The organism is Streptomyces sp. NPDC086519, assembly GCF_040686075.1.
GTDB lineage: Bacteria > Actinomycetota > Actinomycetes > Streptomycetales > Streptomycetaceae > Streptomyces > Streptomyces shenzhenensis.
This window is the reverse complement of record NZ_JBFBJL010000021.1, coordinates 16,740-38,120: the sequence shown is the minus strand read 5'-3', so window position 1 is coordinate 38,120 and position 21,381 is coordinate 16,740. Positions and strand designations below refer to the sequence as shown.

Sequence of the window (21,381 nt, the reverse complement as noted above, 5' to 3'; positions counted from 1 at the left end):
GGCAGCAACGCCGACGACCGTGACGACAGCCGTGGCGCCGGCGCTACCGGCCACGACTCCGACAGCCACCACGACGACAGCAACACCGACGACCACGAGTGACAGGAGTGCCTACCGAGGTTCCCCCGGGCAGCGGGGGAACCTCAGGGTGCCGTGGTCCGCGTGGTGGATGAGCTCACCGGGCGCGACCTCGCGGCTGGCCAGGGCATACTCCAGCAAGGTGAGGACCGGGTCCGCGTCCGCGCGGGCGGAGGTTTCCCAGGCCACCACCCGACGGGAGAACGCATCGCGGATCGCGGACAGCCACAACGGTCCCTCCAGCGTCGTGACCATGGTCAGGTCAGTGACCCACAACCGGCTCGGTCTGTCCGCGGTGAAGTCGCGTTGCACCAGGTCAGGGGCGAGGCTGGCGTCTGGGGCCCGGCGGGTGAAACCCTTGCCCCGGCGGGGCTGATATCCCGGCGAGGCCGACCTGGCGCATGAGCCGATCGACACGCTTGCGGCCGACGTGGACGCCCTCGCGCTTGAGGACGGCATGCACGCGGGGGGAGCCGTAGATCCCGCCGGAATCGGCGTGGACCTGCCGGATCTTGCCCGTCAGCTCGGCGTCCTGGCGGTGCCGCTCGCATGGCTCCTTCTCGGCCTGGCGCCAGCGGTATCAGGTGGATGAGGGGATGGAAAGTTCCCGGAGTACGGGCTCGACCCCCAGGTGCGGGTGCGCGTCGACGAGCGCGGTCACCTGGGCCGGGCCGGGTCGAGCTGGGCCGCGAAAAAAGCCGAGGCCGTCCGCAGGACCTCGTTCGCCCGGCGCAGTTCCCGCACCTCGCGGCGCAACTGAGCCGGCTCGTCCTTCTCCTCGGTGGTGAGCATGTCGTTCCGCTCGCCGGCGTCGGCCTCGGCCTGGCGGATCCAGTTGCACAGGGCCTCGTGGTGCACACCGAGTTCCTCGGCCATGCGGCGGATCACGGGCTTCGGCTTCGGCTCGGCGGTCCGGTACATCAGGACCGCACGCTCACGCAACTCCAGCGGGTACTTCCTCGGTGCAGGCATCGTCTGGGCTCCTCTCATGAAACCCATCTGCCCCGCTGTCACCTCTTCCCGCATCTCGGGGGAACCTCACCCAATACACCTCTGTGAAGCTCACAACACGCCTGGTCAGGGCAGGACGCCGGGCGTTCATGGGCTCGGTCGGCGACTCGTTCGACAAGGCCCTCGCGGAGAACCTGTGGATGGTCATCAAGACCGAGTGCATCCGCGGCCGGGTCTACGCCACCAGGGCCGAAGCGAACCTCGCGCTCTTCGAGTACATCGACGGTTTCTACACCCCCCGCCGCATCCAGAAGCGGCTCGGCTACCTCAGCCCGATCGAGTACGAGGAGAAGCACTACACCAGCCGGGCAGCGGCCGAACAAGTGAACCTGAAACCACGTCAATCCGCCCTGACCTGCTAGTCAACCACTCCCGCGCAGCGGGGGAACCTCAGTCGCACACCGGGCACAGCTCCAGGTGGATCGGCCGCCCGTGTTCGTCGTCCTGCGGCGCCACGCCGCTCATGATGAGGTGGCCCCGGCAGCGTGAACACTGCGGCAGCCGGTCGGAGAACTCCAGCAACGCCATGGCCAGCCCCCTTTGATCCGGACGTGGCCCTCCACCCAAGACCCGCTGACCTGCGCCGTCAACCCCTCCCGCAGCGGTGAAGGGGCGCTCGGCCACGGAATCTGTCCACAGGCGAACGGGTGTCTGCTGGATGGATGACCGACAGCGACGACACGCAGCAGCCGGCGCCGCGCCGCAACCAGATCCTGGACGCCCTCGAGCGGGCAGAGCGCAAGGTGTTCACCCGGCCCGCGCCGAAATCCGCAAAGGCCCAGATGGAATTCCTCTACAAGCAGGCCAAGCTGTCCACCAAGGCCCTCGCCGAAAAGCTGGGCGTCTCGACCCGCACCGTGCAGCACTACCGCGCCGGACAGCAGACGAAGCCTCAGAAGAAGCTCCGGCCAGCCTGGTGGAGGAAACCGAATCCCAGTGGCAACCGCAGGTCAGGGCGCAGGTACGGGAGCGCGCGGCGACGGTCGACGGCATGCAGGTGGAGGTCTACGCGTACTTCGGATTCGCCTGCACGGGGAGCTCGGACGACGGCCGCGAGCGGTTCATCAGCACGGCGCTCTCACCCACCTACGCGAAGCAGATCCTCCAGATGCAGGGGGCTGGTGCGACGGAGGAGGAGCTGCATCCAGTCGTCACGGACGCCATCACCCAGGGCTTCGGCGTAGTCGGATGACGTCCGGTTCATGATGATCTGTCGGACTGATTCTCTTCACGAGATCCGACAGCAGCAGTTCAACACTTTGGGAGGCACCCGAACCAGGCCACGTTCGATGTTCATGAGAGCAAACAGCACCCGGCCGCCGGTGGCGAGCTGCGGGTGTCTGCGCCGCACGGCCGCCGCATACTCGGGTCAGGGGTTCCTCAGGGTCGAGATCAGGGGCAGTCCTGAGGCGTGGATGCCGCGTACGGCCCTAGCGTCGGTGGGGCAGGTGACCGATGCCCCTATGGAAAAGGCGAGCGAGTGTTCCGGAACAAGGCTCTACCGGCACGGGCTTCGCGCCCGGCCTTCGCCGGTGCGGAGAGGGTGGGCGGCATTGTCCGCCTGACCGCCGTGCACAAGGCGTACGGCCGCGGCGACAACCAGGTGCAGGCGCTCGACGGGGTGGACGTCGACTTTGAGGCGGGCACGTTCACCGCCATCATGGGCCCCTCGGGTTCGGGCAAGTCGACGCTGCTGCAGTGTGCGGCGGGCCTCGACCGGGTCGACGCGGGCCAGGTCCTGCTCGACGGCGCGCCGCTGCACGAGCTCTCTGAGCGCGCCCTGACCGAGCTGCGCCGCGAGCATTTGGGCTTCATCTTCCAGTCCTTCAACCTGATCCCGGCCCTGACGGCCCGACAGAACGTCGAGCTGCCGCTGCGGTTGGCCGGGCGCCCGATCGACCCGGTGGCGATCGACCGGGAGCTGGCCGAGGTCGGCCTCGCCGAGCGCGGCGGGCACCGGCCCGCCGAGCTCTCGGGTGGTCAGCAGCAGCGCGTCGCGACCGCGCGGGCGCTGGTGACCAGGCCCAAGGTGATCTTCGCGGACGAGCCGACCGGTGCGCTGGACTCGCGTACCGCGCGTGAGGTCCTGGTGCTGCTGCGCGGCGTTGTCGAGCAGCACGGGCAGACGATGATCATGGTCACGCACGACCCGGTGGCCGCCTCGTACTCCCAGCAGGTGGTCTTCCTCGCCGACGGCAGAGTGACCGGTGAGCTGTTCGAGCCGACGGCCGAGTCCGTGGCCTTGCGGATGGCCGCGCTGGAGCCCGGTGGGAGCGAGACGAAGCCGTGCTGAGCATCGCAGTAGCCACCCTCCGGCACCGTCTGATGGGCTTCGTGGGTGCCTTCGTCGCCCTCGCTCTCGGCACGACGATGATCGGCATGATGACGCTGACCCTGGCGGCCACCTTCGGCACGCCGCATCCGGGGCCGCAGCGGTTCAAGGAAGCCCAGGCCGTGGTCGCACCGCAGGGCTTCGAGGGGCGCCCGATGAAGGCCCCCGCGGTGCTGCCCGCCGACGTCGTGACCAAGGTGACCGCGGCCGGGAAGGCCACAGCCGACCGCAGCTTCCCGGTACGGCTGAGCCCCGGTTCCGGGGGGACGACCGGCCACCCCTGGACCGCGGCCTCCTTCGCGGGCTACCACCTCGTGGCCGGGCGCGCGCCGCAGGCCGCGGACGAGATCGTCGTCGCAGGCGGTGCCAAGTCGCTGATCGGGCGTCAAACCGAGGTCGTCACCGCCGACGGCGCCGGCCCCTACCGAGTGGTGGGGGTCACCGACGCGCTCTGGTTCGAGAACGCGGTCTTCTTCAGCGGCGCCGAGGCAGAGCGCCTGTCGCCCGGCGTCAACGCACTGGTCACCTACCAGAAAGCGAGCCGACTATCCACCCTCGTGGGCGACCGATCCGTGGTACTCAGCGGCGACGACCTGACCCGGATCGACCCCGACTCATCCGGCGGCGCCCAGGCGCTGGCCAACGCCCAGGCGATGGCCGGCAGTACGACCGGACTCGCGGTGTTCGTCGCGGTGTTCGTCGTCATCGCGACCTTCGCCTTCGCCACCGAGCAGCGCCGCCGTGAGCTGGCGCTGCTGCGGCTGGTCGGTGCCGCGCCGCGGCAGGTGCGGCGCATGGTGCTCGGCGAGGCGATGCTGATCGGCCTGGCGGCGGCGACCACCGGCTGCGTCCTCGCCCCGCTGTGCACCATGCCGCTGCGCTCCTGGATGCTCGGCCACGACGTCGCCCCGTCCTGGTTCACCATCCCCTTCAACCCGCTGCCGCTGCTGATCTCCTTCGTCATCGGCGTGGCCGCGGCGCTGGCCGGCTCGGCCGCCACCCTCGTCCGGGTCTCGCTGATCCGGCCGATCGAGGTGCTGCGCGAGAGTGTGGTGGAGCGTCGCGGGATGACGCCGATCCGCTGGCTGCTTGGGATCGGGATGCTGATCGGCGCGGTGGTCGCGGGGATCGTGATCTCCCGGACCGAGCCGTATCTGTCAGCCACCGCCCGCAAGTACCAGGCGGTGCCGGTCCTCTACGTCGGCGCGGTCACCCTGCTGGCGCCGATCCTGCTGCGACCGGTCACCCGGCTGCTGACCCGCCCGCTGCGCGGCTCGGCCAAGGCCGGCCCGCTGCTGGTACGCGAGAACATCTCCACCTCCCGTAGGCGTACGGCCGCCATGGTGGCGCCGATCGTGGTGGCCGTCGGGCTGGTCGGCGCCCTGCTGACGATGCAGAAGTCCGGCGACGCCACGGTCCTCGCCCGACAGCAGCACGAGATCCGGGCGGCAAACATCGTCGTACCCGGCGGTTCCGGGATCGACGCCCGCACCCTGAAGCGGCTGACGGCCGTGCCCGGGGTCCGGGTCACCCCGGTCACTTCGATGAACCTCCGGATCGGCACCGCCCAGGGCGAGCAGATCGACTCGCTGAGCACCAACGCGGTGCCCGCGGCGGCGCTGGGCACCACCATCACGCCGCCCGTGTCCTCCGGCTCGCTCGCCTCGCCGCCAGAGAACTTCCTGGTCATCGACGAGCACGCGGCCCAGTCCGACAGCCTGTCGGCCGGGGACCACGTGGTCGCGCTGCTGCCTACCGGCGAAAAGGTTCGCACCGTCATCGCGGCGGTGGTCGCGCGCGGTCTACGCGGCGACGACACCTATGTGTCCGCGTCACTGACCGGCGCGGTAATGCCGAGCCAGGTCTACCTCGACTCGACGGCGGGCGTGGGCCGGCCGCTCGACGAGCAGCAGACGGCCGCGGTGAACCAGGCGCTGGCCGGCTCCGGCGCGCACGTCCTGACCTACAGCGCCTACCTGGAGGCCCAGCGCGCGCACGCTGCCGAGCAGACGGACAACGCCGCGGTGATCATCCTGGGGATCGCGCTGGCCTACGCGCTGATCGCGGTCGCCAACACCCTGATCATGGCGATGGCCGGGCGACGGCGGGAGTTCGCCCTGCTCGGGCTGGCCGGCGCGGTGCGCGGTCAGATCGTGAAGGTCGCCGCCGCCGAGGCTGCCGTGGCGGTAGTCGTCGGCACCGTCCTCGCCGCCGTGGCGACCGGCCTCGCCGCGGTGACCCAGCATGTCTCGCTGAGCAAACTCGTGGCCGGAGCGCCGACGGTGATCCCGTGGACCCAGATCGGGGGGACCATCGCGCTCTGCGCTTTCGTCAGCGTGGTCACCGCGTCGGCAGCGACCGGGCGGGCGACCCGCCGCCGGGCGATCGAAGCCGCAGGCATCCGCGAGTAGGGCACGGCCGGGACCACGCGCGAGCCGCTGGTTCGTTCCCAGATCTCGTCAGCCACTGTCGCCAGCGGCTGCTCGGCGTCCCTGCCGAGCGCCCTGGCGCTGTCGAAACCGGCGAACATTTCGACTCGCTCGCGGCGGCCAGATACCTCCCGAACCGGTTCACAAACGCTGTCCGTTCTCGTGGCCAGAGCCAGTCGGACGGCTACCTCCCCGAACACAACAGGCACGGCTTCCAAGATCATGGAGTTCTCTGCGCCCCGTGATCCGAGTGGAAGACCGTGCCTGCCGACGCAGCATCGCCGATCCCGCCTGCCCTTGACCAGCTCCGCGAGCAGCCCGAGCCCAGCCCCGAAGAGATCCCGGGGCTGCTGGAGCGGCTGGCCGAGGTACCGGACCCGCGCCACCCGCGCGGAGTGCGCCATGCCTTGGCCGTCGTACTGGCGCTGACCGCGTGCGCGGTGCTGACCAGGGCGACCTCGTTGCTGGCGGTCGGCGAGTGGATCGCCGATGCCCCAGCCCACGTGCTGGAATCTCTCGGCGTCCGGGCGGATCCGCTGATGCCCAGGCGGCTGGTGCCCGCCGAGTCGACAGTCCGCCGGCTGCTGACCCGCATCGACGGCGACGCGTTGGACCGGGCGGTGGGCCGCTGGCTCGCCGACCGCCGCCCGAAGGCAGTCGGTCCCGCTGACCTGTGCGGGGTCTCAGTGGACGGCAAGAGCCTGCGTGGCGCCGCCAAGGCGAAAGGCCGCAAGATCCACCTGCTCGCCGCCGTGGAGCACACCACCGGTCTGGTCCTGGCCCAGATGGACGTCGGTGAGAAGACGAACGAGATCACCTGCTTCCAGCCCCTGCTGAACACCGTCGCCGACCTCGCCGGTGTGGTCATCACCAGCGACGCCATGCACACCCAGCGCGGGCATGCCGAATACCTCCTTGGGCGGAAGGCCCACTACGTCGTGATCGTGAAGGGCAATCAGAAGAGCCTGCGCAAGCAGCTCAAGTCCCTTCCCTGGAGGGATATCCCGCTTCTGGGCCGCACGAAGGAGAACGGCCACGGGCGTCGCGAGATCCGCCGGATCAAGGTCGCCACAGTGCACAACCTGCTGTTCCCCGGCGCTGGCCAGGCCATCCAGATCAAGCGCCGCCGCACCGACCGAAAGACCGGCAAGACCACCATCAAAACCGTCTACGCGGTAACGAGCCTCACCGCCAATCAGGCCAGTACGGCCCAGCTTGCGGAGTTGGTCCGCCGCCACTGGAACGTCGAGGCGCTGCACCATGTCCGGGACACTACGTTCGCGGAGGATGCCTCCCAGCTACGGACCGGCAACGCGCCCCGCGCGATGGCGGCCTGGCGCAACCTGGCCATCGGCGCGCTAAAGCTTGACGGTGTCACCAACATCGCCGCCGCCCTTCGCCGCAACGCCCGCGACCCACGACGCCCGCTCGCCCTCCTCGGCCTCGGGTGATCGCAAAACGGACATCAGCCGACTACGCCGAAGCCCTGCGCCATCACCGAGTCCTATTTCACGGAATGGGGCTCCCGCGCCAAGGGCCTTCGAGCGGATTTCACGCACGTGCGGTGAATAGATTTCAAGTTCTGAACACCCGCAATTCAGGACCTGCTGTAAACCTTATTGAGCCGAAGCGCGATAGTTGTCCTGTAGGCGGTCTTGCTGTCACCTGTGGGGTTTGGCATAGGAATGTCATTTTCTCAACTCTTGTCATGCCGCACTGATCCTGCCTGGAGCCGCGCCCAGCGGAAGTCGGGTGCGGAACATGTGAGCGGCCCCGCGCACCGGGAACGGTGCGCGGGGCCGCTATGCGTCTAGCAGTGGGGCAGACCACCGGGCGAGAGCCGGAACCTCAGGTCGCCGTCCACATACGGTCCGTAGGTCCAGGTATTCGGTTCATCGATATAGTTGCCGTTCGCGATGACCGCCGAGGTGCGGTACCAGACGTCGCCGGTAGTGCCGACGTATCCGCCGGACACCCAGCAGTCCACAAGAACCTGATCGTTCGGCGGCGAGAGGGTGAGATCGTCGGCCTTGCTGCATGTCGCGTAGGCGCATGTGTAGACACCCACGTGGTATGGGGTGTCCAGCGTGGCCCACTGCGGGTTGGAGCCGTGGTTGTTCGGGTTCGGGTCGGCGGACGCCTGCGAGGTCACGCCGAGGATGGATGCCCCCGCTATGGCGAGCGCGGCGAGCGCCTTGATCGAACGGGTCATGATGTGTTCCCCCTGCTTGTGGCGGCGGCCGGTCATGGCCGCCGGACGTTCGAGTTGGTTTGCGCCGATTGGGCCGGCCTTGCGCGACGCGGCCTGACCAGGCTGCTTCGGGTAGCCCGGTGGAGTCTCGTTCCCTTACAAGTCCGTAAACCCCGGACGGCCCCTGTCGGGCTACCCGCATGTAGGACGGCGCTCTGATCTCGATCGTGCATGACGGCTCGTTGAGGGGCCGTTGTGCACGATCGAGGCTATGGGCTGTTGTCCTAGGTTCGTCCTAGGTCTGTCCTTGTGTGCTCCGTGCACACGAGGGCATGTGACAAGTCGGATGCCTTGTTGGTGACAACCAGCCTGCTTCGACCGTTTTCATTCACCAGTTCAGCCGGATCGCTGGTGACAACTCCTGAGCTTCGGCTCGCTTATTCGGCGGGCCGTCGCACAGCGCTCTGGCGGCGGCGCGCGTCTGGAGGTCGTTTTATCCCGGTGTTTCATCCTGGAATATGTATTTGATTGATGTTTGCCGGGTCGCGCCAGGAGACGGTGCTCTCGCCGGTGAGACGTCGTGCCATCAGGTCCGTCATGGCCAGGTGGATCATGGCTTCGGAGCGGGCTGTGAGGGTCTCGTAATCGCGGGCCAAGCGGCGGTGGAGCATCAGCCAGCCGTATGTCCGCTCAACGGTCCACCGCTTCGAGATCGGGGTGAACCCCCTGGTCCCGGGGGTGCGGGCGGTGATCTCCATGTCGATGCCGAGGATGGCGGCGTGCTCGACGAGATGCTGGCGGTAACCGCCGTCGCCCCACACCTTGCGGATGCCGGGATGCCCGGCGGAGACCTGGTCGAGCAGCTGGACGCCGGCCACGGAGTCCTGCACGCCGGCCGCGGTGACCAGTACGGCGATCAGGAGACCGAGCGTGTCGGTCACGATGCTCCGCTTGCGGCCCACGATCTTTGGCGTTGTCCGTGCCCTGACTCGTGGCGGGGACGCTGGTGGAGGTCTTGACGCTCTGCGCGTCGATCACGCACGCCGACGGCTCCGCGCTGCGGCCCTCCTGCTGTCGCACCAACTCCCGCAGCAAGCCGTTGAGCTGGGCAAAGATGCCGTCGGACTGCCACTTGGCGAAGTAGCCGTAGACCGTGTTCCAGTGCGGGAAGTCATGCGGCAGGTAGCGCCACTGCACCCCGGTCCGGTCCACGTACAGGATCGCGTTCATGATCTCGCGCAGGTCGTGCTCGGGCGGCCGGCCGAAGTCCAGGGCGCGGCCGCGTCGTTCGAAGCGCCAGGCTGCCAGGACCGGCTCGATCAGCTCCCAGCGGGCATCGGACAGATCACTGGGATATGCGCGACGGTCGGTCATGACATGGAGGTATCGCTGGTCGGGGGCGTGCGCCCAGGCGTGTGTTCTGCCGCGCTGAAGCACGGAACAGATCCAGGCGTCCTGGGATGAAACAGGCGCAAGCCGACTCCTGTCCCGGACGCCACGCCATCCGTCTCGGCCAGCACGACCAACTCGACAGCCTCACCCGCACCACTACATCAGCGGGTGCAATAGCGGAAATACCTCCGCACCAAAGGTGAAAACGCTCATTCAGGTTGGGGGTATGGAACTTCTGCGCCAGGTTGCCTTCCTGTCATGCGGGGATTGCGTCGTCGTCGTGCTCGGTGGCGGGCTGGGCGGGCGTGCGCACTCTGAAGCCCGTCCGGCGTGGCAGCCGGGTGGGGTCCGAGATGCTGTAGGTGGTGTGGAATTTCTGCCTGATCGGCGGGCGTGCCCGGGCGGTGGTCCATGCATGGTCGTCTATCCGGCTATGTGTGGCTGGTCTTTCCTTCAGCCAGGCCGCGAGTCTGGTCTGCAAGTGGGGACCGGGCGGGCAGTCGTGGTCCGGTGCTCTTGGAGGGCAGGGCCTCCTGCCCGTCTTCCAGGCGCGGCGCTCTGGTGGACGGGCTTCTCGCTGACCTGTAACTCCCAGGCGATCCAGGGGATTTTCGCACTGGCTTCGAAGAGGTCGGCTGCCCGTGTCCGTAGCTCTTCACGGCGTTTGCGCCGTTCGGCGGTCAGCCCGCCCTCATCCGGGTACCGCATGCCTCCGGCTGGCCAGCCAAGTCGGAAGCTGCCACCCCGGTCTGACGAGGGCTCAGACCTACGACACCGAAGTGTCAGTCATGCAAAGACCCTGTACCTCCCGCGCCCAGCTTCAGGGCGTCGGAGATTGACTTGACGCCGCCATGCGCGGTGAGCCCCCCGTCCACCGGAATCTCCGCACCGGTGATGAACGAGGACTCGTCGGACAGCAGGAACACCACCAGCGGGGCGATGTCATCGACCGTCCCGCTTCTGCCCAGCGGTGTCTCTCCGATGGTCGCGTCGCGAAAAGCCTTCGTGGCTTGGGCGGTCATCTCGGTCTCGATGTAACCGGGGAGCACCGTGTTGACCCGGATCCCTTTCGGCCCCAGTTCCGTGGCCGCGATTTTCGACACGGCACGCAGAGCCCATTTGCTCGCGGTGTAGGCGACGGGGTAGTAGCCGGTGAGTGCAGTGGCTGACCCGATGTTCACAATGGACGAGCCGGGAGGCATGAGCGGGGACAGGCGCTGGATACCCAGCAGCGGACCGGTGGTGTTCACCGCCTGCACGTGTGCCATGTCCTCGGGGCGTACATCTTCAAGCCGCTTCCTCTCAATAATCCCCGCGTTATTGACCAGCCCGTGAACCTGACCGTACGTCCTCTTCAGTTCTGCGGCCAGTTCGTCCCAGTCGTTTTCGCTGCTGATGTCGAGCCGTCGGCATCCTTCGTCTTCGGGACGCGCATCGGTGGCCACCAGGGTGGCACCGGCTCGCACCAGTGCCCGAGCCTCGGCCGCCCCCTGCCCTCGAGCCGCTCCCGTGACGACGATGACCTTGCCTGCGAGACGCCGAGTGGGCTGCTCGTCTTCGAAGATCGAACTCATGGCGGACAACTTACCTTGCCATCGTCAACGGGGTCGTTGTCGCTGTACGAGGCGGAACATCTCGGAGGTGTGCACGGTGTCGCCGGGCCGCGCGTAGGTGAGCAGTTCGCGGAACTTCGGGCGTTGGAGCGGATGGATGCGGCTGGAGGTGCCGGGGTCTTCCTTGAAGACGACCAGGTCCTCGATCCCGGCCTCGTCCAGGAGGAGGTCCTGGCGGGCGGTGGACTGCTGGTCGGTCGAGCCCCGCTGGTAGACGAGGGTCGCCACCCGGAGTGCCCTTTCACGCGGAGGATTGGACCTTACTTGTCGTCAAACCCTGTCAGCAGTCACCATCGGATCTGATTGGATTCGGGCCCTGCCGATCCCGGAAATCCACGGTTCATTGGACGTTGGGCCGCCCTGTCCTTAAACGCTCGTTTGTTGGCGGGAGGGTGGTGTGTCTGGGTGTGGTGGTCGGGGTGGGCTGGTGTCTGCCGTGGGTGAACACGGCCCCGGGTGGGTGCAGTGGTCGTTACTGTCCAGTCGCATGACGACGGTCACGACCCGTACGGTCGAATACCCGGCCGACGACCTGACGATGACCGGGTACCTCGCGCTCCCGGCCGGTGCCGAGCGCCGACCCGCGGTCCTGGTCGGGCCGGAGGGGGTGGGGCTCAGCGATGTCGAGCGCCGTCGGGCCGAGGCTCTGGCGGAGGTGGGGTATGTGGCGCTGGCTTTCGACCTCCATGGTGGACGTTATTTGGATGACCCGGAGGAAATGCTGGCCCGTTGCATGCCGCTGCTCGCCGACCCCGGCCGGCTGCGGGGAATCGGTCATGCCGCGCTCGACGTGTTGCGTGCCGAACCACGGGCCGACCCCGGCCGGACCGCTGCTGTGGGCTACGGGACTGGGGGTGCAGTCGCACTGGAACTCGGTCGTGATGGCGTCGATCTGCGCGCGATCGGGACAGTCAACGCACTGACCACGGGCCGGCCGGGCGAGTCGGCGCGCATTCGCTGCCCGGTGTGGGCCGGGGTCGGGTCGCGAGACCCGATCGTGCCGCCCGCTCAACGGGACGCGTTCACCGCAGAGATGGAGGCTGCGGGCGTTGACTGGCGCCTTGTGGTTTACGGGGGAGCCCTTCACGCCTTCCACCATCCGCCGGTCGGCCACACCGTGCGTCCGGGCGTCGGTTACCACCCACGGCACGCGCAGCGAGCCTGGCGTGACGTCGTTGCTCTGCTCGCCGAGTGCCTGCCCGTCACGGATTGATCCGATCGGCTCCTGACTCACTCCTGCCCGTTGTCGTCGTGTTCGTCCAGCTCCGACGCCTCCGGGTCGCGCAGCGGGGGCAGGGCGCCGGCGGCCGGGGTCGAGGCCGTGAAGTTGTAGCGGCTGGGCAGGTTGGGGTTGGGGTGTTTGGGCGGGGGGAGAGAGCCGGGGGATGTCCTCGTCTGGTATCTCGTGGCCTTGGGTCTTCAGTTGGGCGACGGCGGTGTCGGTGTTGCGGGTCGTGCAGAGCATGATGGGGTTGAGGGCTGGGCTGAGTGTGCCGGGCTGGTCCTCTGTCCCGTTCCGGTAGGCCTGGTGGATGGTGCCGCGCTTGCCGTGGCACACGTCGCGGGCGAGCTTGTGGCGGGGTTCCTGCATGGTGAGCCGGCGGTTCATCTGCCGGCGGCAGGTGTCGTCCGCCGGGTCGGCCTCGTGCAGCAGGTGCTCGGTCTCCGCGCTCCGCCCGTGCTCCGCGAGCGCCGCCCCCAGTGGGGTCGGGCGCCCCTCGCGCCCGGACATGCGCGGCAGGTGGTGGGCGCGGACCTGGTCGGTGTCCAGGGAACCGGCGGCCTTCAGCATGTCCGGCCGGTGCGTGATCCCCTTGTTCAGGTTGACCTGGTTGCGGGCCAGGTCCTTCACCGCGCCGTGTGTGCCCGTCTCGACGCCGGGCTTCGTGGCCCGTCAGGACCGTTGGTCGTCCGGGTCGCGGAACCGCGGAGTGGAGTTGTGGCCGAGGATCTTGAACGGACCGAACACCATGTCGGAGTAAGACGTGTTGTCGGTCGCCGCCATCTCCGGCTTCTCCCCGCTGCCCAGGTTCGTCAGGGTGTCCAGGATGTGCGGCGAGTCGCGGGGGGTGCGGGGCACGACCGTCTGTCCGATGCCCGCGGCCTGGTCGTTGACCGCGTTGAGCCGGGTGGTGCCCTGCTTGAAGCCGGAGTGCTTCGGCGGCGGTGCCGTGTTCACGGTTTGGACGGGGACGGCGAACTGCAGGCCGTCCGCGGAGGCGAGCAGCCCGTTGCCCCGGAACTGCACGATCGGGATCTGGGCGTGGGCTGCGATCAGCGTGGCGTTCGCCGCGGCGATGGTCTCGGCCCGCGGGTGGTACTGGTCGACGTGCACGAGCCGGGCCCGGGTCAACGCCTCGTAGCCGGGGTTGACCAGCGGGGCCGGCCGGTGTTGCGCGCCTCGGAGACCAGCAGCGTGACCATGGAGGCGGGCTGGTCTTTCATCCTGGTGGTGCGTTCCCGAGGTGCACGAAGGCGTCGGGGAACCCGGTCCGGGTGTTCACCTCACGCGCCGGGGCGGCGGTGTCAGCGGCCGCGCTGTGGCCGTGCTCTTCGTGCTGTCAGGTAGACCAGTGTGCCGCCGGTCACCAGGAGGGCGGCGGTGCCCGTCCGCAGCAGGGTTTCGTCCGTGCCTGTGGCGGCGAGGCCGCCGCCGGCCGTCGTCCCGTTCCTGGTTCCCGTTCCGGAGCCGGACGGGTTCGCGGTGGCTGTGGCCGGCGGGGACGCGGTGGTGCTGGGCGTTGCCGGGCCGGTGGCTTTCACGGTGATGGCTGCGGTGTTGTTCGCCGTGTTGTTGTCGCGGTGGGGGTACTGGGGGTTGTCCACTGCCCGGACGCTTCCGTGTGCGCCGGGGACGACCCGGTCGATCCGCACTGTGAACTGCTGGGTGACAAAGTCGCCCGGCCTGAAGTCGGTGCTGGCGATGTTGCAGGTGTAGCTCTTCGCGCCGGCTTTGCCTGGTGTGCAGTTCCACAGTGGGCCGGGGTCGCCCTGCTCGCCGGGGCCGGGGGCGCCGGTGATGGTGGTGCCGGCGGGCGGGGTCACCACGAACGTGCCGGAGTTGTCGGCGTCCGTCCACTGGAAGTCCATCCGGCCCGGCCCGTTGTTGCGTACGCCCACGGTGATGCTCGTCGTCTGGCCGGCCTTGCCCTGGACGGTGTCACCGAGCGCCTGGTAGTCGGCGTGCTGGGTGGTGGCGAAGGTGCCGTACCCGGAGCCGGTGAATTTGGAGCCGGGGGCGGCGGGCTTCAGGCCGAGCGGTGCGCCGGTGCCGGTTTCGGGGAAGTCGGACGGGTCGAAGGAGTCGGGTGCGGTGGCGCCGGCCGGCCACACGACGTAGGTGTTGTAGCCGTACATCGTGTCCTTGGAGGCGGTGTAGCGCAGCGGCGCGTCCGTCTCGTAGGCCGTGCCGGGTGCGACCGGGGTGGCGAACCGGCACCAGGCGCCGACGTCGGGCCGGTCCGAGTAGTGGCAGTTGGAGTGGTCGCGGGCGAGAGAGACGCCTTCTGAGTCCTGCACCAGCAGCATGACGCCCTTGTCGGCGGGGGCTGTGCCGGTGTTGGCGAAGGCCGGGGTGCGCTCGAAGACGGCGCCGGGCGCGATGCCCTTCAGCGCGGGGTAGGGCCGGCGGACGAGCTTGGGCCCGCCGGCCAGGACGTTTGTCTTGCCCGTCACGGTGGCCGCGTCGGAGGCGGTGGCGGTGTAGGTGATGGCACCGGTGTCGCCCGCCTTGGCGGCCGCGGTGGGCTTCAGGAAGAACGGGTCGATGGGCTCCCTGCCCGACAGCGGGCCCACGTCGCACCTCACCTTCAGGGTGCCGGTGCTCACGCAGTCTCCCGTGACCACCATCGTCGCCTTCCCGGCGAGGGAGGACGCGTCGACCGCGACCGAGACGTCATGGGCGTTTCCGCCCGAGGCGGTGATGCCGAGGTCCAGGTTGGGGCCCTCGCCTTCGGTGGGGAGGTAGTAGTTCTCCTGGGCGTCCAGGACGAGCGTCGTTGCGGCGGCGTGCGCGGCCGGGGTTGCGGCCGCCACGGCGGCGGCCGCGAAAGCCGCGGCCGCCGCTGTCCGCCATGTTCTGCGTATCGTCAGCACACTACGTGGACACGCGAGAACACCGGAAGGTTGCGCCCGGGCGTCCGTCAGCTGACGGACGGGTTCAGCTCTGGGAAACCTCTCCAGAGCACCCGAGCGAACCGGCGACAGCCGACGGCCGGAAGGCCACCGGACAACCCGGACACTGCCTGGCAAGATGGACCCCCACGCGTAGGGATTTCGACGACTACGACTGGGACTGGTGCTCGACTGTCCTGGTTGGCCCCCCAGGCGTAGGGACTGGACGCCGGCAGGAACCCCATCGCTCGGCGGTTCGTGCGGGTTTACCCCCACGCGTAGGGACAGACATGGGCTACGACTACGCCGCCAACGATGTCGCGGATGGCCCCCCACGCGTAGGGGATGGACTTGTAGTTCTTCTCGCCCATCGTGGAGACGAATGCGCCTGTACTGTCACGCCGACGACCCCGAACCCGGCATCGGTGACCACGGTGAGCACCACCTGATCCAGTTGTGGCGCGCTCCCGAGACGGCCCCCGTGCATCCCGACATCACCGCAGAAGACCGGCAGGCACGCGCCGAATACGCCGCGGACCGAGCCCTGCCGGTGGAGGACTACACCATCACCTACACGACACAGACGCAGTGAAACCCAGGCCGTAGCAAAAGGGGTGTCGTGTCGGCCCAGGCCGGGCCGCCCCGTCGCGGGGACGGCCCCGAACCGTACGGGCCCACCGCTTTCCCGGCGACGGACCCGTCTCCTGTTCAGCGGGCGAGGGTAACGGTGATGGGCTGGTCAGGGCAGGCAGCGAGGCGCTCGGCGAGCGCGGCCTGCTCGGCGGGGTCGACGGCCAGCTGATAGAGGGGGTCTTGTCGGCTCGGCGGGGGGGGGGGCCGGTGAACAGGCCGTTCAGGCGCTCCAGCCGGGTGCGGGCGGTGGCGCGCAGGCGGCTCGGCGGCTCCCGGTCGAGGACGTCCAGAGCGCGCTGAGCAGCATCGGAGGGTTGGCGAAGACGTTGAGCTCGCCGTCGAGGGCACCGACCAGCACCTGGTCTACGCCCGCTGGCGCGGCGAGGAGGGCTTCAAGGCATGGATGGAGGGCCCCATGCAGGCCGCCGACTCCACCTTCTGGTTCTTCGAGGTTGTCCGGTCCGCCAGCCCGCAATGACAGAGCCGGGACGCGACAAATACCACGCCTTGGGCTTTGGGAACCCAGTGGCGCGTCAGTGCGTTTCGAGGTGGTGGGCGAAGGACGCGACCAGGGACGGGTCGTTGAAGGCGGTGATGCGGGCGATGCGGTCCGCGCGCTGGGTCAGGACCTGGATGCCGTACGGTTCGTACCGCCCGCCGCCCGCGTGCTTGTGGACGACGAGGGCCGGCTGACCGTTGGCGCGGGTGGGGGCCAGCCGCCACAGGTGCGGGCGCAGGACGCGGGCGGACAGGAAGCCGATGACGGCCTGGCGGCCGGTAAACCAGGTCGGGGTCGGGGGCATCTCCAGCTCGACGTCGGCGCGCAGGAGGTGCACCAGTGCGATGGGGTCGGCGCGGGTGAAGGCGTTGACATAGTCGTCGAGGAGGCCGCGCTGGGTCTCCTGGTCCGGCTCGGCCAGGTCGTCGGCGACCGGTCCGGCATCGGCCAGGCGGGCCCGGGCGCGGCGGAGCGCGCTGTCCACGGCAGCGGTCGTGGTGTCCAGGATCTCGGCCACCTCGGCCGTCCGGAACCCGAGCACGTCGCGCAAGGTCAGCACCGCGCGCTGGCGGGCGGACAGGAACTGTAGTGCGGCGATGAATGCGAGGCGCACTCCCGTCCGCGTGGCCACGATCGCCGCGGGGTCGCCGGTGCCGAACCGTGCGTCCGGCGCCGGCTGGAGCCAGGGCACTGCCGGCTCGCGGGGAGCCACCGCCACACGGTGATCGTCCGACGGCGCGCCCAGCCCCGATGGAAGAGGCCGCCGGGATCGCGTCTGCAAGGCCGTCAGGCAGGCCATGGTGGCGATCTTGTACAGCCACCGCCGCACCGAGGAACGGCCTTCGAAGCCGTCGAGCGCGCGCCACGCCCGTAGATAGGTCTCCTGGACCAGGTCTTCGGCGTCGTGGATCGAGCCGAGGAGTCGGTAGCAGTGCGCGAGTAGTTCTGGCCGGAACTGCTCGGCCAGAGCGGTGAACTCGGCGTTCGATGGCATCGTGGGTTCTCCTCGGAGTGCGGCGGGGGCCGACGTAAGCGGTGGATCAGTCGATCGGGTTCAGCCCTGCGCCGTCGACCCGGTACTCCGGACCGCTGTCCGGGGCCTCGGCGAGCTCCACCACGGCCTTGCCGATCTGTTCCAGGGTGAGGATCGGCTGCCGTCCTTCGATGAAGGTTTCACGGGCTACGCCGGCACGCGCGGCGTAGCCCGTGACCCCTGCGTCGCCCACCCCGCCGACCGGAGTCATGTTCGGCAGGAGTGTGACGAACCGGATGCCCAGCCCGGCCCGCTGCGACTCCTCGGCGCCGTACTGGCGCAGGTACCGGATGGCAGCCTTGGCACTGGCGTATCCGCCGCTGAGTGGGGAGCCGCCCAGCGCGGCTCCGCTGGACATCGAGAGCACGACGCTGCCCGGAGTCAGCGGCGCTCGCAGAGCAGCCCCAGTCCAGGCGAAGACGTGCCGCGCGTCGACCTCCCAATTGCGGCTGAAGGTCTCCCAGGTCTGCTCGTGCACGGGCGCCATGTGGGGCGTTGCCCCGGCGTTGAGCACGAGCAGACCGGGCCGGTGAGTACGGATCACCTCCTCGGCGAGGGCTTCGCCGGTGGCATCGGCGGCGACGGACGTGAACATCGGGCCGAGCTCGCCGCGTACGGCGTCTAGCTCCTGTCCGTTGCGGGCGATACCGATGACATGGGTGCCACGGGCCACGAGCGCGGCGGCGATCGCGCGCCCGAAGCCGCGGCTCGCACCGGTGACGACGGCGGTCTGGAGGTGATCTGGCATCGCAGGCTCCACGTGCTGGTCGGGTTGGGTCGCCAATCAAGACCAGCAGGAGGAGAGAAAACCGTCGTCCCGGCGGAAGAATCTTTCGACGGTGCGGACGACTTACCTCCCGCACCATCCTCGAACGGGACACCGCCCGCACAGCCCGGACGCCGGTGACCTGGCTGAGGGCCTGGAGGGTGGCACGGGGGCGAAGGCGATCTCGAGGCTCACGTCCTGCGGGCCGTGGGTTTGTCGAGGTTGCCCACGGCCAAGGTGGCGACATCCCTCCGCAGCCCCGGTACCGGCCGGCCTCGACGCCGGACGTGCTCCAGGGCACCGCAGTATGCGCACAGGGGCCCGCCCGGCAACGAGGCAGCGCACAGGCAAAACACCGGCATTCGGCCTCGGCGGTCGTCCGGCACCCGGATCGGAGACGGGTACGGCTCCTCCCGGGGGAACGTGAGCTGGGGGAGCCCTGATCGGGGTGCTCTGGTCAGATACCGGAAGGCGAGGAGCCCGCCGTCCGGGTTCCGGGTACACCCGCGGGACCGGCCACCGGCAGGGCTCCGTCCCGGATTCCGCGAGGGGACGGGGCGGGCGCGGTCAGCGCGAGCCGGTGTCGGCGTGGGGGAGACGTACATGGCGCCGGTGGCGGCGCGGCTGGGCTCCGGGCGGGGCGCCGAGCTCCAGCGTGATCCACGCGCCACCGGTCGGCCCGTTGTCCAGCTCCAGTGTTCCGGCGGCCGTCTTCGCCGTACGCCGCGCTATGTCGAGGCCGAGTCCGGTGGAGCCCGCCTGGCTGGCGCCGCGCTCGGTGGGCAGGCCTCCGATGAATCCCGGCCCGGCATCCCGCACCGTCAGCCGTGCGCCCCCGCCCGGCCTCGGCGAGAGACCGATGCCGAAGCCGACTCCGTCCGGCGTGTGCGCGAAGACGTTGTCCAGGAGCACGTCCACACAGGCCGCCAGGTCCTCGGCGGAGACGAGCACGGGGATCGGGCCTTCTGGTATCCGGACCGACATCGGCCGTCGCTGTTCGTCCGCGAGCACCGACCAGAAGTCAGCACGCTCCCGTACGACCGCGACGGCGTCGCAGACCGCCCACAGGCCTCCGTGGGACGGGCGGCGCGCCTCCCGGATGATGTCGCTCACGGTGCGTTCCAGCGTGTCGAGTCCCTCGCCGATGGCCCGGCTCTCCTCGGGGTCGGTCAGCGACTCCGCCTCGATGCGCAGCGCGGTCAGCGGGGTGCGCAGGCGATGCGAGAGGTCCGCGACGGACTCGCGTTCCCTCGTCAGCAGTTCTCCGATGCGCCCCGCCAGGGTGTTGAGCGCCGTTGTGACCTTGCGTACCTCCGGCGGGCCGGCGGGTGTCGCCCTGGCCGTCAGGTCGCCCGCGCTGAGGCGGTCGGAGGCACGCGCCAGATCGCTGAGCGGCCAGACGAGCGAACGGGCGAGCCGGTCGGCCACCAGGATGCTCAGCACCAGCAGCCCGGCTCCTACCGCGCCGAGCAGCATCCAGGCCGTGTCGAGCCCGTGGCGCAGTTCGGACTCCGGGGCGAAGACCCGGATGACCGCCGTGCCGTCCGGCAGTCCCTGGACCGCGACCAGGACCTCGACTCCTCCCGGCGCCTGGGCGACGATGCTGCGGCCGCTCGCGGCCAGGCGCATGGCCTGCGAGCGCGGTGCCGACGCCCCCACGGTGCCGCCGTCGGCGAGGAACACGGTCATGGGGCTGTCGGGGGTCTCGGTGTCCAGCTGCCTGACGACCTGAGCCAGCCGCGTCCGTTCCAGCGTGGCGACCAGGGGCGTCAGCGACTGGGCCCGGGTCACGGCGCCGTCGATCGCGCGGTCCGCGGCGACGGTGCGCACGAGCAGCCCGAGTGGCAGCAGGAAGGCGACCAGGACGAGAGAACTGGTCGCCACCACCAGAAGCACGAGGCGCCGTCTCATGACGGGGTCGGATCCACGAGTTTGATACCGACTCCGCGCACCGTGTGCAGGTAGCGGGGCTCCTGCGCCGTCTCACCGAGCTTGCGCCGAAGCCAGGCGAGGTGCACGTCCACGGTCTTGTCCGCGCCTCCGTAGGGCTGCCGCCAGATGTGCGTGAGCAGATCGCGCTTGGGCACCACCTGCCCGGCGTGCACGGCCAGGTAATGGAGCAGCGCGAATTCCTTGGGGCTCAGCTCCAGCAGACGGCCCTCCAGCCGAGCCTCGTGCGCATCCGGCTGGAAGGTGAGGCCGCCGACCACCGTCGGTTCCGCCCCGCCCGCCTCGTCGGCCGTGGTGCGGCGCAGCACGGCCCGTATCCGGGCGTCGACCTGGCCCGCTCCGAACGGCTTGACGAGGTAGTCGTCGGCTCCGGCATCGAGCACCCGGATCATCTCGGCCTCTTCGTCACGGGCCGTGGCGACGATCACCGGCACATCACTGATCGCGCGAATCATGCAAAGGGCCTCGTAACCTCCCAGATCGGGCAGCCCCAGATCGAGCAGCAGCAGATCCGGCTGACGCTCCACCACCAGATGCAGCGCTTCCAGGCCGGTGCCCGCGCTGGTGACCGCATGCCCTCGCTCCGTCAGGGAACGGGTGAGGGCGGTGCGTATCGCCACGTCGTCTTCCACGAGCAACAGCTGTGCCATGGCGCCATACGATAACCGAGCCGGTGCCGACTGCCTAAGGCCTGGACTTGTCGAAGCCTTTACCCGGGTTTAGCCTGCGGGGCGCCATGATGCCGTCCATGCACGCGCGCATATGGGGAGGTGTGGCCGCCTGGACCGTCGGCGCCGCCCTGGCGACCACTCTGAGCCTCCTCGCGATCTCAGCACTCGGTGACGGGATCTACACCGGCCGGGTGCGCACCTGGAGCGGCGACGACGTCGCCCGCGCGCTGGCGGCCGCCTCCTCGGATCCGACCGCCGCCCCCTCGGGCAGTCCGCACGCCGGCTCGCAGCCCGCCGCCGAACCCGGCCCTTCGCGTTCGGCTCCGGCCGTATCGGCACCGCGGACCGCCGGCCACACCGATGCCGTGGCCTCGTCCGGCGGCACCGCGCTCGCCGTGTGCGGTGTGTCGGGGGCGTACCTCGCCTCATGGAGCCCGGCGCAGGGATACGAGGTGCGGTCGGTGTTTCGGGGGCCTTCGCGTGTCGCCTCCGTCACCTTCGCGGCCTCCCGCACGCTGGTCGTCCTGCGGGTCAGCTGTTCCTCGGGCATCCCCACGGCGCAGGTCTCCACCAGGTCCGAGGACGACTCCGAGCACGAAGACGACGACCACCACTGAGCCCGGACGGACCCCTTCCGGCATCGGGCGTGGGAGTACGCCGGCATGCCCGA

20 protein-coding genes and 7 pseudogenes are annotated in these 21,381 nt (G+C 69.5%); 11 read left to right on the top strand and 16 right to left on the bottom strand.

Annotated elements, in window-relative coordinates; genetic code table 11:
* Window positions 1-111: 111 nt before the first annotated feature.
* The 3 genes and pseudogenes from AB0P24_RS21175 to AB0P24_RS21165 form a co-directional block, all read right to left on the bottom strand.
* Window positions 112-390 carry a DDE-type integrase/transposase/recombinase gene (locus AB0P24_RS21175; protein ID WP_365796138.1) on the bottom strand — a complete coding sequence of 93 codons (279 nt, stop codon included), beginning with the start codon at window positions 388-390 and terminating at the stop codon, window positions 112-114.
* Window positions 391-463: 73 nt separating this feature from the next.
* A pseudogene (locus AB0P24_RS21170) lies at window positions 464-601 on the bottom strand (IS3 family transposase); the annotation flags it as partial.
* Window positions 602-735: 134 nt separating this feature from the next.
* Entirely contained in the window at window positions 736-1,050 is a 315-nt protein-coding gene (locus AB0P24_RS21165; protein ID WP_365796136.1) for a transposase, read from the bottom strand.
* An 83-nt stretch (window positions 1,051-1,133) separates the two neighbouring features.
* On the opposite strand from AB0P24_RS21165, the gene AB0P24_RS21160 reads away from it, so the two are divergent.
* Window positions 1,134-1,451 (top strand): IS3 family transposase, encoded by a 318-nt coding sequence (locus AB0P24_RS21160; RefSeq protein ID WP_365796134.1) that lies wholly within the window; start codon window positions 1,134-1,136, stop codon window positions 1,449-1,451.
* A gap of 28 nt (window positions 1,452-1,479) precedes the next feature.
* On the opposite strand, the gene AB0P24_RS21155 is transcribed toward AB0P24_RS21160, so the two are convergent.
* The gene (locus tag AB0P24_RS21155) at window positions 1,480-1,617 is read right to left on the bottom strand and encodes a DUF6300 family protein (RefSeq protein ID WP_365796132.1); all 138 of its coding nucleotides are present in this window, start codon (window positions 1,615-1,617) and stop codon (window positions 1,480-1,482) included.
* Between the two features lie 134 nt (window positions 1,618-1,751).
* Between AB0P24_RS21155 and AB0P24_RS21150 the strand changes: the two are divergent.
* The 6 genes and pseudogenes from AB0P24_RS21150 to AB0P24_RS21125 all read left to right on the top strand — a co-directional run.
* A pseudogene (locus AB0P24_RS21150) lies at window positions 1,752-1,916 on the top strand (terminal protein); the annotation flags it as partial.
* 89 nt (window positions 1,917-2,005) lie between these two features.
* Window positions 2,006-2,281: a hypothetical protein gene (locus AB0P24_RS21145; RefSeq protein WP_365796339.1), complete on the top strand. Its 276-nt coding sequence runs from the start codon at window positions 2,006-2,008 to the stop codon at window positions 2,279-2,281.
* A gap of 360 nt (window positions 2,282-2,641) precedes the next feature.
* Window positions 2,642-3,382 carry an ABC transporter ATP-binding protein gene (locus AB0P24_RS21140; protein ID WP_365796333.1) on the top strand — a complete coding sequence of 247 codons (741 nt, stop codon included), beginning with the start codon at window positions 2,642-2,644 and terminating at the stop codon, window positions 3,380-3,382.
* Window positions 3,376-5,832 (top strand): FtsX-like permease family protein, encoded by a 2,457-nt coding sequence (locus AB0P24_RS21135; protein ID WP_365796130.1) that lies wholly within the window; start codon window positions 3,376-3,378, stop codon window positions 5,830-5,832. Before AB0P24_RS21140 ends, AB0P24_RS21135 begins: the two co-directional genes overlap by 7 nt.
* 278 nt (window positions 5,833-6,110) lie before the next feature.
* Window positions 6,111-7,301, top strand: a complete 1,191-nt coding sequence (locus AB0P24_RS21130; RefSeq protein WP_365796128.1) for an ISAs1 family transposase — start codon at window positions 6,111-6,113, stop codon at window positions 7,299-7,301.
* 39 nt (window positions 7,302-7,340) lie between these two features.
* Window positions 7,341-7,418 (top strand): annotated as a pseudogene (locus AB0P24_RS21125) (terminal protein); the annotation flags it as partial.
* Between the two features lie 242 nt (window positions 7,419-7,660).
* Here the strand turns inward: AB0P24_RS21125 and AB0P24_RS21120 are convergent.
* The 5 genes and pseudogenes from AB0P24_RS21120 to AB0P24_RS21100 all read right to left on the bottom strand — a co-directional run bounded on the left by AB0P24_RS21120 (window position 7,661) and on the right by AB0P24_RS21100 (window position 11,274).
* On the bottom strand, window positions 7,661-8,062 hold the full coding sequence (locus AB0P24_RS21120) for a hypothetical protein (protein WP_365796126.1): 402 nt from the start codon (window positions 8,060-8,062) through the stop codon (window positions 7,661-7,663).
* A gap of 485 nt (window positions 8,063-8,547) precedes the next feature.
* A pseudogene (locus tag AB0P24_RS21115) lies at window positions 8,548-9,415 on the bottom strand (IS5 family transposase).
* A gap of 274 nt (window positions 9,416-9,689) precedes the next feature.
* A complete protein-coding gene (locus AB0P24_RS21110; protein ID WP_365796124.1) occupies window positions 9,690-9,914 on the bottom strand; it encodes a winged helix-turn-helix domain-containing protein in 225 nt (74 codons plus the stop codon).
* 301 nt (window positions 9,915-10,215) lie between these two features.
* Window positions 10,216-11,007: an SDR family oxidoreductase gene (locus tag AB0P24_RS21105; protein WP_365796122.1), complete on the bottom strand. Its 792-nt coding sequence runs from the start codon at window positions 11,005-11,007 to the stop codon at window positions 10,216-10,218.
* A 24-nt stretch (window positions 11,008-11,031) separates the two neighbouring features.
* Window positions 11,032-11,274, bottom strand: coding sequence for a recombinase family protein (locus AB0P24_RS21100; protein WP_365796120.1), 243 nt, complete (start codon window positions 11,272-11,274; stop codon window positions 11,032-11,034).
* Window positions 11,275-11,533: 259 nt separating this feature from the next.
* Between AB0P24_RS21100 and AB0P24_RS21095 the strand changes: the two genes are divergently transcribed.
* On the top strand, window positions 11,534-12,259 hold the full coding sequence (locus tag AB0P24_RS21095; RefSeq protein ID WP_365796118.1) for a dienelactone hydrolase family protein: 726 nt from the start codon (window positions 11,534-11,536) through the stop codon (window positions 12,257-12,259).
* A gap of 17 nt (window positions 12,260-12,276) precedes the next feature.
* Here AB0P24_RS21095 and AB0P24_RS21090 read toward each other — a convergent pair.
* Both AB0P24_RS21090 and AB0P24_RS21085 read right to left on the bottom strand, forming a co-directional pair.
* Window positions 12,277-13,553, bottom strand: a pseudogene (locus AB0P24_RS21090) (Tn3 family transposase); the annotation flags it as partial.
* 19 nt (window positions 13,554-13,572) lie between these two features.
* Entirely contained in the window at window positions 13,573-15,081 is a 1,509-nt protein-coding gene (locus AB0P24_RS21085; protein WP_365796116.1) for a hypothetical protein, read from the bottom strand.
* A 460-nt stretch (window positions 15,082-15,541) separates the two neighbouring features.
* Here AB0P24_RS21085 and AB0P24_RS21080 point away from each other — a divergent pair, with 460 nt between their 5' ends.
* Entirely contained in the window at window positions 15,542-15,751 is a 210-nt protein-coding gene (locus tag AB0P24_RS21080; RefSeq protein ID WP_365796114.1) for a hypothetical protein, read from the top strand.
* Between the two features lie 261 nt (window positions 15,752-16,012).
* Here the strand turns inward: AB0P24_RS21080 and AB0P24_RS21075 are convergent, their stop codons facing one another.
* Complete coding sequence (locus AB0P24_RS21075; RefSeq protein WP_365796112.1) at window positions 16,013-16,150, bottom strand: hypothetical protein; 138 nt, start codon at window positions 16,148-16,150, stop codon at window positions 16,013-16,015.
* Between AB0P24_RS21075 and AB0P24_RS21070 the strand changes: the two are divergent.
* Window positions 16,130-16,270: pseudogene (locus tag AB0P24_RS21070) on the top strand (antibiotic biosynthesis monooxygenase); the annotation flags it as partial. The gene AB0P24_RS21075 and the pseudogene AB0P24_RS21070 sit on opposite strands and share 21 nt — an antisense overlap.
* A gap of 55 nt (window positions 16,271-16,325) precedes the next feature.
* Here AB0P24_RS21070 and AB0P24_RS21065 read toward each other — a convergent pair.
* The 4 genes and pseudogenes from AB0P24_RS21065 to AB0P24_RS21050 form a co-directional block, all read right to left on the bottom strand.
* A pseudogene (locus tag AB0P24_RS21065) lies at window positions 16,326-17,297 on the bottom strand (RNA polymerase subunit sigma-70); the annotation flags it as partial.
* Window positions 17,298-17,331: 34 nt separating this feature from the next.
* Window positions 17,332-18,072 (bottom strand): SDR family oxidoreductase, encoded by a 741-nt coding sequence (locus AB0P24_RS21060; RefSeq protein ID WP_365796110.1) that lies wholly within the window; start codon window positions 18,070-18,072, stop codon window positions 17,332-17,334.
* A 585-nt stretch (window positions 18,073-18,657) separates the two neighbouring features.
* Window positions 18,658-20,001 (bottom strand): HAMP domain-containing sensor histidine kinase, encoded by a 1,344-nt coding sequence (locus tag AB0P24_RS21055; RefSeq protein WP_365796108.1) that lies wholly within the window; start codon window positions 19,999-20,001, stop codon window positions 18,658-18,660.
* A complete protein-coding gene (locus tag AB0P24_RS21050) occupies window positions 19,998-20,690 on the bottom strand; it encodes a response regulator transcription factor (protein ID WP_365796106.1) in 693 nt (230 codons plus the stop codon). The genes AB0P24_RS21055 and AB0P24_RS21050 overlap by 4 nt, the downstream gene beginning before the upstream one ends.
* 98 nt (window positions 20,691-20,788) lie before the next feature.
* Between AB0P24_RS21050 and AB0P24_RS21045 the strand changes: the two genes are divergently transcribed.
* On the top strand, window positions 20,789-21,328 hold the full coding sequence (locus AB0P24_RS21045) for a hypothetical protein (protein ID WP_365796104.1): 540 nt from the start codon (window positions 20,789-20,791) through the stop codon (window positions 21,326-21,328).
* Window positions 21,329-21,381: the final 53 nt, after the last annotated feature.

Excerpts from the sequence above, each read along its gene's own strand:
- AB0P24_RS21155 (WP_365796132.1), bottom strand. The coding sequence starts at position 1,617 with ATGGCGTTGCTGGAGTTCTCCGACCGGCTGCCGCAGTGTTCACGCTGC.
- AB0P24_RS21105 (WP_365796122.1), bottom strand. The coding sequence starts at position 11,007 with ATGAGTTCGATCTTCGAAGACGAGCAGCCCACTCGGCGTCTCGCAGGC.
- AB0P24_RS21095 (WP_365796118.1), top strand. The coding sequence starts at position 11,534 with ATGACGACGGTCACGACCCGTACGGTCGAATACCCGGCCGACGACCTG.
- AB0P24_RS21045 (WP_365796104.1), top strand. The coding sequence starts at position 20,789 with ATGCACGCGCGCATATGGGGAGGTGTGGCCGCCTGGACCGTCGGCGCC.
- AB0P24_RS21055 (WP_365796108.1), bottom strand. The coding sequence starts at position 20,001 with ATGAGACGGCGCCTCGTGCTTCTGGTGGTGGCGACCAGTTCTCTCGTC.
- AB0P24_RS21120 (WP_365796126.1), bottom strand. The coding sequence starts at position 8,062 with ATGACCCGTTCGATCAAGGCGCTCGCCGCGCTCGCCATAGCGGGGGCA.
- AB0P24_RS21165 (WP_365796136.1), bottom strand. The coding sequence starts at position 1,050 with ATGCCTGCACCGAGGAAGTACCCGCTGGAGTTGCGTGAGCGTGCGGTC.
- AB0P24_RS21080 (WP_365796114.1), top strand. The coding sequence starts at position 15,542 with ATGCGCCTGTACTGTCACGCCGACGACCCCGAACCCGGCATCGGTGAC.
- AB0P24_RS21050 (WP_365796106.1), bottom strand. The coding sequence starts at position 20,690 with ATGGCACAGCTGTTGCTCGTGGAAGACGACGTGGCGATACGCACCGCC.
- AB0P24_RS21060 (WP_365796110.1), bottom strand. The coding sequence starts at position 18,072 with ATGCCAGATCACCTCCAGACCGCCGTCGTCACCGGTGCGAGCCGCGGC.